Source organism: Peribacillus sp. SIMBA_075 (assembly GCF_046534585.1).
On the sequence record NZ_JAWRYN010001677.1, the window covers coordinates 1 to 233 of the forward strand.

The 233-nt window shown below is 38.6% G+C and carries 1 protein-coding gene; it reads right to left on the reverse strand.

Features of this window, described 5'->3' with window-relative positions:
- Positions 1 to 39: 39 nt before the first annotated feature.
- Positions 40 to 233 (reverse strand): pantoate--beta-alanine ligase (locus tag SB775_RS34130; RefSeq protein WP_410865725.1); only part of this gene is annotated, 194 nt, incomplete at its 5' end.

Here is a 233-nt window from a genome sequence, read left to right on the forward strand (position 1 = left end):
GTCACAGTCGCTTTATGGAGTTTAGAGGTCATAAAGGTTCTATACATGTTTTTCACCGCTTTCAGGAACATGGAAAATCACATTATCAATCAGTCTTGCGCGTGAGAATTTCACTGCAATCGCAATAATGACCTTACCTGCTAGTTGTTCAAGTGGTTCTAGTTCTGGATATGAGTAGATCTCAATATAATCAATTTCTCCACTTGTTTGAAGAAGCTCCTCTTCAACCATCT